The organism is Arthrobacter sp. 01L42 (assembly GCF_056400005.1).
The window spans coordinates 1-12,423 of record NZ_JBFTSL010000025.1; the positions used below are offsets into that span (position 1 = coordinate 1).

At 66.7% G+C, this 12,423-nt stretch carries 9 protein-coding genes; 7 read left to right on the forward strand and 2 right to left on the reverse strand.

Translation table 11 applies throughout. From position 1 onward, the window contains the following. Positions 1-211 precede the first annotated feature (211 nt). Both AC1DN2_RS18710 and AC1DN2_RS18715 read right to left on the reverse strand, forming a co-directional pair. Positions 212-955, reverse strand: coding sequence for a potassium channel family protein (locus tag AC1DN2_RS18710; protein WP_018772421.1), 744 nt, complete (start codon positions 953-955; stop codon positions 212-214). Continuing rightward, on the reverse strand, positions 956-1,627 hold the full coding sequence (locus AC1DN2_RS18715; protein ID WP_079553719.1) for a potassium channel family protein: 672 nt from the start codon (positions 1,625-1,627) through the stop codon (positions 956-958). A 154-nt stretch (positions 1,628-1,781) separates the two neighbouring features. Between AC1DN2_RS18715 and AC1DN2_RS18720 the strand changes: the two genes are divergently transcribed. The 7 genes from AC1DN2_RS18720 (at position 1,782) to AC1DN2_RS18750 (ending at position 12,348) form a co-directional block, all read left to right on the forward strand. Beyond that, a complete protein-coding gene (locus AC1DN2_RS18720) occupies positions 1,782-3,758 on the forward strand; it encodes an APC family permease (RefSeq protein ID WP_476851489.1) in 1,977 nt (658 codons plus the stop codon). Continuing rightward, positions 3,755-5,167, forward strand: a complete 1,413-nt coding sequence (locus tag AC1DN2_RS18725; protein WP_476851490.1) for a class I SAM-dependent RNA methyltransferase — start codon at positions 3,755-3,757, stop codon at positions 5,165-5,167. Before AC1DN2_RS18720 ends, AC1DN2_RS18725 begins: the two co-directional genes overlap by 4 nt. Before the next feature lie 208 nt (positions 5,168-5,375). Further along, positions 5,376-8,189, forward strand: coding sequence for an aconitate hydratase (locus AC1DN2_RS18730; RefSeq protein ID WP_476851491.1), 2,814 nt, complete (start codon positions 5,376-5,378; stop codon positions 8,187-8,189). A gap of 220 nt (positions 8,190-8,409) precedes the next feature. Then, a complete protein-coding gene (gene dxs / locus AC1DN2_RS18735; protein ID WP_476851492.1) occupies positions 8,410-10,383 on the forward strand; it encodes a 1-deoxy-D-xylulose-5-phosphate synthase in 1,974 nt (657 codons plus the stop codon). Positions 10,384-10,457: 74 nt separating this feature from the next. Further along, positions 10,458-11,015: a hypothetical protein gene (locus AC1DN2_RS18740; protein WP_476851493.1), complete on the forward strand. Its 558-nt coding sequence runs from the start codon at positions 10,458-10,460 to the stop codon at positions 11,013-11,015. A 66-nt stretch (positions 11,016-11,081) separates the two neighbouring features. Continuing rightward, positions 11,082-11,300 carry a helix-hairpin-helix domain-containing protein gene (locus AC1DN2_RS18745; RefSeq protein WP_026537002.1) on the forward strand — a complete coding sequence of 73 codons (219 nt, stop codon included), beginning with the start codon at positions 11,082-11,084 and terminating at the stop codon, positions 11,298-11,300. A gap of 70 nt (positions 11,301-11,370) precedes the next feature. Next, the gene (locus AC1DN2_RS18750) at positions 11,371-12,348 is read left to right on the forward strand and encodes an aldo/keto reductase (protein ID WP_476851494.1); all 978 of its coding nucleotides are present in this window, start codon (positions 11,371-11,373) and stop codon (positions 12,346-12,348) included. Positions 12,349-12,423: the final 75 nt, after the last annotated feature.

The window sequence follows — 12,423 nt, forward strand, 5'->3', positions numbered from 1 at the left end:
ATATGTCGCCACCAAATGCCGGATCTTGATATCGGGGTGCATTTTGCTCATGACCCGAGCAAAACCGGTCCGAGTGTCCACGATGTCCTGAGACACACTGTCCACGATGTCTTGAGACAGAAACGTCCATTAAGTCATGAGACTCCACAGCCGTTCCCAGACTTCGGGAACGGCCATATCTGATAGCGCAACTATTGGGAGCGGAATTGCTCTAGCCGTCGAAGCCGTCGTCCCCGGCCGGCTGGGTGCCGTGGCCGTGCTGGTCCGAGGTCACCGGGTGCTGGTCCTCCAGCGGTGATTCGGGCGCCAGCAGGGCGCGGAGGTCGTCCTCGGCGGCGATCGTGGTGACAAAGAACAGTTCGTCGCCGCCGTCGATCACGTCGTCGCGGCTCGGCGTAATGGGCGCCTGGTCCCGCAGGATCGCGACGAGGGTGGCGTCTTCGGGCCACTGGACATCGCCCACGGTCAGCCCGATCACATGCGAGTCGTGCGGGACCGTGAACTCCACCAGAGAGGACACCCCGGTCTGCAGTGTCAGCAGCCGCACCAGGTCGCCGATCTCCACCGCCTCCTCCACCAGCGCGGTCATCAGCTGCGGGGTGTTGACCGCGACGTCGACGCCCCAGGAGTCGTCGAACATCCAGTCGTTCTTGGGGTTGTTGACCCGGCCGACGGTACGCCCGACACCGAATTCCGTCTTGGCCAGCAGCGAGACCACCAGGTTGACCTTGTCGTCACCGGTGGCGGAGACCACGACGTCGGCGTCCTCGAGTTTGGCGTCCTGCAGCGTGCTCAGCTCGCAGGCATCACCGACCAGCCAGTGGGCTCCGCGCAGCCCGCTCCGGCCGATCACCTCCGGCTTCTCGTCGATCAGCAGGATTTCGTGCTTGTGGGCCAACAACTCGCGGGCGATCGAGGACCCGACGCTTCCGGCACCGACGATGACGACTTTCACTCAGGACTCCTTGGCGGGGGATTTGGCGAGAATGTGGCCGATCTCGGAGCTCCGGTCCACGTTCAGCATGGCGTGGACAGTGTCGCCGTCCTGATAAGACGTGGCGGCAGCGGGCAGCATGCCCTCACCGAACCGGGTCAGATACGCGATCCGGATGCCGGCCGCCTTCTCGATCGAGGAGATCGGGTGCCCGATCCAGTCGGGGTTGAGGTCAACCTCCGCGAGCACCAGCCGGCCCGAGGGCTCCCGGAAGTCACCGGCGATGTGCTGTTCGGGCAGGATGCGGCGCAGCACCTGGTCGGCGCTCCAGCGGACCGCGGCGACCGTGGGAATGCCGAGGCGCTGGTAGATTTCGGCGCGGCCCGGGTCATAGATCCTGGCCACCACATGGGGCACGTGGAAGGTCTCCCGCGCCACCCGGGTGGCGAGGATGTTGGAGTTGTCGCCGCTGGAAACCGCCGCGAAGGCATAGGCTTCCTCGACGCCGGCGCGCTTCATCGTCTCGCGGTCAAACCCGACCCCCGTGACCTTCCGTCCGGAAAATCCTGTGCGGAGCCGCCGGAAGGCGCGGTCGTCCTGGTCGATGATGGCCACCGAATGCCCGGCGTCCTCGAGCGTGTGTGCCAGGGTTGCCCCGACACGGCCACAACCCATGATCACGAAGTGCGCCACATGGGCCTCCTCTTGGTTCTGCGTCTGATACTGCGTAAAACTCTACCGGCCACGCGGTCCCGGAAGGCCACGGGCACGGGGCGCCGGCCGGCGCCCTTGCGCACGCCGGCTTCGCCGTCATGACATCGCGTCCGAATCAGACTAGCTTTGTGTGGTGCTGACAATTTTCAATGCCGTGAAGCGGGTGCTGGTAGGCAAGCCCTTCCGGAACGACCGTCTGGCCCACACGCTCTTGCCGAAGCGGATCGCGCTGCCCATTTTCGCCTCGGATGCATTGTCCTCCGTGGCCTATGCCCCTGACGAAATCCTCCTGACCCTGGCCATCGCCGGCGTGAGCGCGGTCGCCGTCGCCCCGTGGGTGGGCCTCGCCGTCATGGTGGTGCTCCTGACCGTGGTGGCCTCCTACCGCCAGAACGTCCACGCCTACCCCTCCGGCGGCGGCGACTACGAGATCGCCAACGTCAACCTCGGCAAGTTCGCCGGCCTCACCGTCGCCTCGGCGCTCCTGGTCGACTACGTGCTGACCGTGGCCGTGTCCATGTCCTCGGCCGCGACGTACCTGACCACCGCCGTGCCCTCGCTGCACGGACAGCAGGCGGCGATTGCCACGATCGGCGTCATCATCCTGGCCCTCGTGAACCTGCGCGGCATCAAAGAGGCCGGCAGTGTCTTCGCCGTCCCGACCTACATCTTCATGGCCTCCATCCTGGGCATGACCGCCGTCGGGATCTTCCAGGCCGCGACAGGCCAGCTGGGGCAGGCACCGTCGGCGGCGTTCGAGATTGTGCCGGAGCCGGGCTTCGATGAGGGACTTGTCGGCCTGGCCGGCGCGTTCCTGCTGCTGCGTGCCTTCTCCTCCGGCGCGGCGGCGCTGACCGGCGTCGAGGCCATCAGCAATGGTGTGCCCAACTTCCAGAAGCCCAAGAGCAAGAACGCGGCCACCACACTGCTCCTGCTTGGCGTGATTGCCTCCGCCATGCTGGCGGGCATCATCTACCTGGCCAACGCCACCAAGGTGCACATCGTGCTGGATCCGGCGACGGAATTCCTCCTGAACGGCAAACCGCTGGAAGAGGGGTACATCCAGAACCCGGCCATCAGCCAGATCGCGCAGACAGTTTTCGGCGAGGGGTCCATCCCGTTCTACATCGTGGTGGCCGCCACCGGCGTCATCCTCGTGTTCGCCTCCAACACGGCGTTCAACGGTTTTCCGGTGCTCGGCTCGATCCTGGCACAGGACGGCTACCTGCCGCGCCAGCTGCGGACCCGTGGCGACCGGCTGGCCTTCAGCAACGGTGTCCTGGCCCTGGCGGCCGGCGCCCTGGTGCTGATCATCGCCTTCAACGCCGACGTCACAAAGCTCATCCAGCTCTACATCGTGGGCGTCTTCATCTCCTTCACGATGAGCCAGCTGGGCATGATCCGGCACTGGGGACGGGAGCTGAAGCTTTCCAAGGAACCTGCCGTGCGGTTGCGCATCATCAAGTCCCGGACCATAAACACGGTGGGCTTTTGCATGACCGCCCTGGTCTTGGTGATCGTCCTGATCACCAAGTTCTCGCAGGGCGCCTGGATCGCGCTGCTGGCCATGTTCGTGCTGTTCCTGATCATGTGGAGCATCCGGGCGCATTATGACAACGTGGCCAAGGAACTCGCCGTGGACGAGGACTCCTCGCCGCGCGCGCTGCCCACCCGGGTGCACGCCGTGCTGCTCGTCTCGCACGTGCGCAAGCCGGTGTTGCGCGCCCTCGCCTACGCCCGGGCCTCCCGCCCGTCGCGGCTGGACGCCATTACCGTGGACATCAGCTCAGAGGAGACCGAGGCGACTGTTGCGGACTGGGAGAAGCTCGAAATCCCTGTGCCGCTGACCGTCCTTGCCAGCCCGTTCCGCGAAACGGTGACTCCGATCATGGACTACATCAAGAGCATGCGCCGGGATTCGCCGCGCGACCTGATCGTGGTCTACATCCCGGAGTACGTCGTGGGCAAATGGTGGGAGCAACTGGTCCACAACCAGACCGCGCTGCGCATCAAAACCCGGCTGCATTTCGAGCCCGGGGTCATGGTGTGCAGTGTGCCGTGGCAGCTGAAATCGTCCGAAGAAGCCAAGAAACTGCAGGATATCCAATGACCCCCGACACCCGGACGCACACCCACACCGAGACCCGCACCGAGCTGACGCTCGACGTCGGACCCGTCGCCCACGGCGGCCACTGTGTGGCCCGGCACGAGGGACGCGTCATCTTCGTCCGGCACGGGATTCCCGGCGAAAAGGTCCGCGTCCGGCTCACCGACGACGGCCCGGCCGCGAAATTCTGGCGCGCCGATGTGGTGGAGGTCCTGGAGGCCTCCCCGGACAGAGTGCCGCACTTCTGGGATCTCGCCGATTCCGCACGTTCCTGGTCGCACCGGCACCCGCCCGTCGGCGGCGCCGAACTCGGCCACATCTCCCTGGCGCGCCAGCGCAGCCTCAAGGCCGAGGTCCTGGCCGAACAACTCAAGCGGCTGGCCGGCGTCGAACTTGCGCCGGCGGAGCAGATCACAGTCGAGGCCGTCGGCGAGGCGGCAGGCGCCGGCGCAGGCGCGCCGGAGGATGCCGGCAGTGCGGGGGAGTCCGCCGCGTCCGGCCTGGGCTGGCGCACGCGCGCCGGCTTCGCCGTGACACAGGCCGGCAAGCTCGGCATGCACGCCCACCGCTCCGATGCCATCCTGCCCGTGCGCGAGATGCCGCTGGCCGTGGACGGAATCAACGCGCTCCGGCTCTGGGACATCGACCTGCAGGGCATCGACCGGATCGAGGTTGCCGCCCCGGCGAACGGCTCCCGGCCGCTGGTGCTGCTGGTGCCAGCCCCGGGAACCCGGTCCAAGCGGCTCAGCGGCATCCTGGCCCAGCTGCCCGACGACGTCTCGGTCGCCAGCCTGGACCCGGCCACCGGCGAGGTGCTGCAGCTGCGCGGCCGCACCTACGTCCAGGAGTCGGCCGCGGGCCACGAGTACCGGGTTACCGGCGACGGCTTCTGGCAGATCCACCGGGATGCCCCGGAGACACTCGTCGGCGCCGTCACCAACTTCCTGCACGACGGCGGCTACCTCGCGCCGGGCTCGGTGGTGGCGGACCTGTACGCCGGGGCCGGGCTGTTCACGGCACCGCTGGCTGATGCCGTGGGCGTGACCGGATCCGTGCTCTCGGTCGAGGGAGCACCCGGAACCAGCCGCGATGCACGCAAGAACCTGCACGACGCCGTCCAGGTCGAGATCGTCCAGGGCCGTGTGGAGCGCGTGCTGCGGCAGAAACCGCGCAACTTCGACGCCCTGATCCTGGACCCGCCACGCGCAGGTGCCGGTAAGGCGGTAGTCAAACAGCTGATCGACGCCGGTCCCCGGGCCGTAGCCTACGTCTCCTGCGATCCGGCCTCGTTCGCCCGCGACCTGGGCTATTTCCGGCAGGGCGGCTGGGGCCTGGCCGGGCTGCGTGCCTTCGACCTGTACCCGCACACCCACCACATGGAGACTGTGGCGTTGCTGACTCCTCAACCGTGATGCCACTAGGATGGGCGTAGTAGTCCGTCGTCGCGCTCCATCACCGCTGCTTTTAATTTGACTGGTGTTGATGTAACGGCCGTTCCCTGCGTTTCTTACCTGCATTGCGTACCACGTTGTACTGATGCCTGTATTAGTTAGGCCGCCCTAACTAGCAAGGGTCCTGCGGCGCGACAAAGATGAAACTGTTGCGAGAGGAGTCCTGCGAATGAGCATTGTGGACAGTTTCGGTTCAAAAGGCAAACTTAATGTAGCCGGAACCGAATATGAAATTTTCCGGTTGAACTCCGTCGAAGGTGCAGAGAACCTTCCGTTCAGCCTCAAGGTATTGCTTGAAAACCTGTTGAGGACCGAGGACGGTGCCAACATCACGGCCGACCACGTCCGTGCGCTGGCAGGCTGGGATCCCAGCGCCGAGCCCGACACCGAGATCCAGTTCACGCCGGCGCGTGTGATCATGCAGGACTTCACCGGCGTGCCCTGCGTCGTTGACCTCGCCACCATGCGTGAGGCCGTCAAGGAGCTCGGCGGCGACCCGAAGCGGGTCAACCCCTTGGCGCCGGCCGAAATGGTCATTGACCACTCGGTCCAGATTGACGCCTTCGGCAACTCCGGCGCACTGGAGCGCAACATGGAGATCGAATACCAGCGCAACGGTGAGCGTTACCAGTTCCTGCGCTGGGGCCAGACTGCATTCGATGACTTCAAGGTCGTCCCGCCGGGCACCGGCATTGTGCACCAGGTCAACATCGAGTACCTGGCCCGCACCGTTATGACCCGTGAAGTCGACGGCGTTGTCCGCGCTTACCCGGACACCTGCGTCGGCACTGACTCGCACACCACCATGGTCAACGGCCTGGGCGTGCTGGGCTGGGGCGTTGGCGGCATCGAGGCCGAGGCTGCCATGCTCGGCCAGCCCGTGTCCATGCTCATCCCGCGCGTCGTGGGCTTCAAGCTCACCGGCTCCATCCCGGCCGGCGCCACCGCCACCGACGTCGTCCTGACCATCACCGAGCAGCTGCGCAAGCACGGTGTGGTCGGCAAGTTCGTCGAGTTCTACGGTGAAGGCGTCGCGGCTGTGCCGCTGGCCAACCGTGCAACGATCGGCAACATGAGCCCGGAGTTCGGCTCCACCGCCGCGATGTTCCCGATCGACGACGTCACCCTCGACTACCTGCGCCTCACCGGCCGGTCCGACGAGAACGTCGCCCTCGTGGAGTCCTACGCGAAGGAACAGGGCCTCTGGCACGATCCCTCCCGCGAGATCAAGTTCTCGGAGTACCTCGAGCTGGACCTGTCGACGGTTGTTCCGTCGATCTCCGGCCCGAAGCGCCCGCAGGACCGCATCATCCTCACCGAGTCCAAGGCCCAGTTCCGCGAGGACCTGCGCAACTACGTGAAGGAAGACCTGGCCGGCGGAAGCCTGGACGAAGCGATCGACGAAAGCTTCCCGGCTTCGGACTCGCCCTCGTTCACCGCCTCAGCGTCGCACCTGAGTGACGTGGCCCCGCACGCGCATGGCCCGAAGTCCAACGGCCGCCCGTCCAACACGGTCAGCGTCAAGACCGCGGACGGACGCGAGTTCGAGCTGGACCACGGCGCAGTGTCGATCGCCTCGATCACCTCCTGCACCAACACGTCCAACCCGTCCGTGATGCTGGCCGCCGCACTGCTGGCCCGCAACGCCGTCGACAAGGGCCTGACGTCCAAGCCGTGGGTCAAGACCTCCGTGGCTCCCGGCTCCAAGGTAGTCACCGACTACTACAACAAGTCGGGCCTGACCCCTTACCTGGAGAAGCTCGGCTTCTACATCGTGGGCTACGGCTGCGCCACCTGCATCGGCAACTCCGGTCCGCTCGACGCCGAGATCTCCGAGGCCATCCAGGCCAACGATCTCTCCGTCACCGCCGTGCTGTCCGGCAACCGCAACTTCGAAGGCCGGATCAACCCGGACGTAAAGATGAACTACCTGGCCTCCCCGCCGCTGGTCATCGCCTACGCCCTTGCCGGCACCATGGACTTCGACTTCGACAACGACGCCCTGGGCCAGGACGAGGCCGGCAACGACGTCTTCCTGAAGGACATCTGGCCGAACCCGGTTGAGGTCCAGCAGGTCATCGATTCCTCGATCGACAAGGAAATGTTTGCCCGCGGCTACGAAGGCGTCTTTGAGGGTGACGATCGCTGGAAGGCGCTCGACACCCCCGCCGGCGACACCTTCGCCTGGGACGAGAAGTCCACGTACGTCCGTAAGCCCCCGTACTTCGAGGGCATGAAGGCCCAGCCGGAGCCGGTCCAGGACATCACCGGTGCGCGCGTGCTGCTCAAGCTCGGCGACTCCGTCACCACGGACCACATCTCCCCGGCCGGTTCCTTCAAGTCGGACACCCCGGCCGGCCAGTACCTGCTGGCCAACGGTGTGGAGCGCAAGGACTTCAACTCCTACGGCTCACGCCGTGGCAACCACGAGGTCATGATCCGCGGCACGTTCGCGAACATCCGCATCAAGAACCAGCTCCTGGACGGCGTGGAGGGCGGCTTCACGCGCGACTTCACCCAGGCCGACGGCCCGCAGGCCTACGTCTACGACGCTGCACAGAACTACCAGGCTGCCGGCACCGCGCTGGTGGTCCTGGCAGGCAAGGAGTACGGCTCGGGTTCGTCCCGTGACTGGGCCGCCAAGGGCACCGCGCTCCTGGGCGTCAAGGCTGTCGTTGCCGAGAGCTACGAGCGCATCCACCGCTCCAACCTGATCGGCATGGGTGTCCTCCCGCTGCAGTACCCGGCCGGCCAGAACGCCGCCAGCCTGGGCCTGACCGGTACGGAAACCTACGCAGTTGAGGGCGTCACCGCCCTGAACGACGGCACCACGCCGAAGACCCTCAAGGTCACGGCCACCGCTGAAGACGGTTCCGTCACGTCCTTCGACGCCGTGCTGCGCATCGATACCCCGGGCGAGGCGGACTACTATCGCAACGGCGGCATCCTGCAGTACGTCCTGCGCCAGATCTCCGCGCACTAGCGGAGCTGCCGGGCACGCTCCGGTAACGCATGCAAAGGCCCCGGCCGGTCACTGACCGGCCGGGGCCTTTGCGTTCCCGGTTTCGGCCGCGGGTGCTGGATCTGGAGCGGGGGAGCGGAGAGCGTGAAGCGTGCAGGGCACCGGTGCTGGCCTCCGGCGCGGCGGCCCGCCCGGAGGCGTTAGAGTTAAAAGGCATGTCTACCACCCGAAGGAGGGGCCGTTGGGAATCTTGGACACCATCCGGAATCCGCAGGACCTGAGTAAGTTGTCCGGGGCGCAGCTGGATCAGCTGGCAGCCGAGGTCAGGGATTTCCTGATCGGCAACGTCTCCCGGACGGGAGGGCACCTGGGCCCGAACCTCGGCGTCGTCGAGCTCACCATCGCGGTGCACCGGATCTTCGATTCCCCCCGCGACAGCATTGTCTTCGACACAGGGCACCAGTCCTACGTGCACAAGCTCCTCACCGGACGGCAGGATTTCAGCACGCTCCGCCAGCAGGGCGGCATGTCCGGCTACCCGGACCGTGGCGAATCCGAGCACGACATCGTCGAAAGCTCGCACGCGTCCTCCTCGCTGTCCTGGGCCGACGGTATCTCGCGCGCCCGGCAGCTGACCGGCGACGGCGACCGCTTCGTCGTCGCGGTGGTGGGCGACGGCGCCCTGACCGGCGGCATGGCCTGGGAGGCGATCAACAACATCGCGGCGGACAAGAAACGCCGTGTCGTGATTGTGGTCAACGACAACGGCCGCTCGTACGCCCCGACGGTCGGCGGGTTCGCCGACTACCTGGCGTCCCTTCGCCCCACCATCGATTCCCTCCGGGCCGCCCCCTCCTATGAAGGCACGCTCGAGTGGTGGAAGCGCAAACTGCAGAAGGGCGGCCCCGCGGGGCAGTTCACGTACAAGAGCCTGCATGCCATGAAGAAGGGCATCAAGGACTGGTGGGCCCCGCAGGGCATGTTCGAGGACCTCGGCATGAAGTACATCGGTCCCGTCGACGGCCACGACCTCCAGGCCTTGGAAAACGCCCTGTCCACCGCCAAGAACTATGCCGGCCCCGTGATCGTGCACGCCATGACGGAAAAGGGCCACGGCTACGCCCCGGCCCGCGCCCATGAAGCGGACCAGTTCCATGCCGTGGGGATCATCGATCCGGAGACCGGCGCACCCACCGAAGCCGGTGGCGCGAAGTCCTGGACCGCGGTGTTCGCCGACGAGATCGCCGACATCGCCGACGAGCGCCAGGACATCGTCGGGATTACTGGTGCCATGCTGATTCCGGTCGGGCTGCACAAGTTCGCCGCCAGGCACCCGGAGCGCGTGTTCGACGTCGGCATCGCCGAGCAGCACGCCCTCACCTCGGCTGCCGGCATGGCGTTCGGGGGACTGCACCCGGTGGTCGCGGTCTACGCGACGTTCCTGAACCGCGCCTTCGACCAGCTGCTGATGGATGTCGCCCTGCACAAAGCCGGCGTCACGATCGTGCTGGACCGGGCCGGCGTCACCGGACCCGACGGCGCAAGCCATCACGGCATGTGGGACATGGCCATGGTCCAGATCGTCCCCGGGCTGCACCTCGCGGCGCCGCGCGACGCCACCCGGCTGCGGGAGGAACTGCGCGAGGCTGTGGCCATTGAAGACGCCCCGAGCGTGCTCCGCTACTCCAAGGGCAACGTCGGCCCCGAAGTCGATGCGGTCGAACGCCTGGAGGACGGCGTGGACGTGCTGGCCCGCCGGCCCGCGGGCTCGAGCGAGAACGACGTCCTGATCGTCAGCGTGGGCGCCATGTCAGAACTCGCGCTGGACGTCTCCGGCCGGCTCGGTGCCCAGGGCATCAGCTCCACGGTGGTGGATCCCCGCTGGGTCCTCCCGGTCCGGCAGTCCATCATCGATCTCGCCGCGCGCCACCGCCTGGTCATTTGCATCGAGGACGGTGTGCGGGCCGGCGGCGTCGGCTCCCGGATCCGCCAGGAGATGCGTGCCGCGGGCGTGGACACTGCCCTCAACGAGGTCGGCCTGCCGGTCGAGTTCCTCGAACACGGCACGCGCGGCCAGGTGCTCGAACGCGTGGGCCTGACCGCCCAGCAGATCACGCACGACGTCGTCGCCCAGGTCCTGGGCACCAAGGTGCCGTTTGCGCGGCCCTTGCCCGGCCAGGAACACCCCAGCACCGGCAGCATCCCGCAGCTGTAGCCAGCACATCCGTTGAGCACTACCCGTGGGCGCCACTGAATCCGGCGCCGGACGGCCCAGGAAGGAACTGGCATATGAGTGGAATTATCAGAGTTTACAAGCGCGACGAAGAGGGCACCCTGCACTTCAGGGAGGCCTGGTTTGATGAGGACTACAGGCAGTTCGTGATGAACCACGGCGTCGTCGGACACCAGAGCAAGACGGACGAGACGGACGTCGCGGACGCGGAGGCCGCGGAGCGCCTCATGGACGCCTTCGCGGCGCAGTGCGCCGAGGACGGCTACGCCGAAATTCCGGCGGAGGAACAGTCCTGGGTTGTGGCCCAGTACGCGCTGAAGACCAAAGAGGGGACCAGCCGCGACCGGTACCTCGAGGAAAAAGCCAAAGACGCCCTGATCAGCCATCTGGCCTGGCGGGGCCTGGGGATCGTGGACCGCAGCGAATTTTCCGACGCCCGGCTCAACATCTTCTGCCTCACCCCGGACGTGAATAAGACGGTCAACGCCATCAAGGTCTGCGTCCGCGGCGAAGACCTCGACTTCACCAAACTGAGCATTGGCGCCGCGCCGTTTGGCGAGGATACTTTCAAGCTCAAGCACTCGCCGAAGCCGGCAAACGGCTTCACGCTGTAGGCAGCACGGGCAAGGAGCCGGGCACGGCTCACACCAGTTTGGGGGCACGGACTGAAAGGCAACGCAATGACGCGCAAACCCTCGAAACCAGGCTGCACCCCGCTGCCCGCGGGACTCGCGGCGCCGGCGCGAAAGTCGCTCGCGCACGCGGGGGTCGAGACCCTCGAACACCTCGTGCAGCTTGGCCGGCGCCGGCTTGCCGGGATGCCGGGCGTCTGCCCTCGCACCCTCGCGCAGCTCCAGGACGCCATGGACGAGCACGGGCTGAAGCTGCCGGCAGGGTAGCGCGGGCCCGCTGTCCGCCGCCCGCGGCGGCCTGGCCGGGGCACCCGCCGGGGCGATATAGGCTAAAACCATGACTGAATACCGCCGCGTTGGAAATTCCGGACTGTCCGTCTCTGTCGTGGGACTTGGCTGCAACAACCTGGGCCGGTCCGGGACCGTGACCGAATCGCAGGAAGGCACCGACGCCGTCGTGCATGCGGCGCTCGACGCCGGGATCACCTTCTTTGACGTCGCGGACGCCTACGGCCGCGAGCCCGGCCTCAGCGAGTCAATGCTCGGCAAGGCCCTCGGTTCCCGCCGCGACGATGCGGTCATCGGCACGAAGTTCGGCATGGACATGCGCGGCGCCAACGGCGAGGACTTTGGTGCGCGCGGATCCCGCCGCTACATCATCAAGGCGGCGGAGGCCTCGCTGCGCCGGCTCGGCACGGACTGGATCGACCTCTACCAGTTCCACACCCCGGACCCGCTCACGCCCATCGACGAGACGCTCTCGGCCCTCGATGACCTCGTCACCAGCGGCAAGGTTCGCTACATCGGCCACTCCAACCGGGCCGGCTGGCAGATCGCCGAGGCTGAGTACGTGGCACGCGCCCGCGGGGGAGCCCGCTTCATCTCCAGCCAGAACCACTACAATCTGCTGGACCGGCGCGCCGAACTCGAGGTGACCCCGGCGGCCGAGGCCTACGGCCTGGGCGTCCTGCCGTACTTCCCGCTCGCCAACGGCCTGCTGACCGGCAAATACTCCGCCGGCCGGGCCCCCGAGGGAAGCCGGCTCAGCCACACCCGCACCAACCTGGTCCACGACGCCGACTGGGAACAGCTGGGTGCCTTCGGCAAGTTCGCCGCCGACCGCGGGCTCAACGAAGTCCAGGTGGCCTTCTCCTGGCTGGCCGCCCAGCCGTCCGTCAGCAGCGTCATCGCCGGCGCCACCACGCCGGAGCAGGTGCGCCAGAACGCCGCCGCCGTGGCCTGGAAACCCAGCCAGGCCGACCTCGCCGAGCTGGACGACCTCTTCCCGCGCACGCCCAAGGTGGCGCTGTTCTGAACGGTCCAGTTCTGAACGGTCCAGGTCTGAACACTGATCGTATGAACAGTGCTGGTCTGAACAGTGCTGCAAGCG

Coding starts and splice junctions, on each gene's coding strand:
- AC1DN2_RS18740 (WP_476851493.1), top strand. CDS start 10,458: ATGAGTGGAATTATCAGAGTTTACAAGCGCGACGAAGAGGGCACCCTG.
- AC1DN2_RS18725 (WP_476851490.1), top strand. CDS start 3,755: ATGACCCCCGACACCCGGACGCACACCCACACCGAGACCCGCACCGAG.
- AC1DN2_RS18745 (WP_026537002.1), top strand. CDS start 11,082: ATGACGCGCAAACCCTCGAAACCAGGCTGCACCCCGCTGCCCGCGGGA.
- AC1DN2_RS18750 (WP_476851494.1), top strand. CDS start 11,371: ATGACTGAATACCGCCGCGTTGGAAATTCCGGACTGTCCGTCTCTGTC.
- AC1DN2_RS18730 (WP_476851491.1), top strand. CDS start 5,376: ATGAGCATTGTGGACAGTTTCGGTTCAAAAGGCAAACTTAATGTAGCC.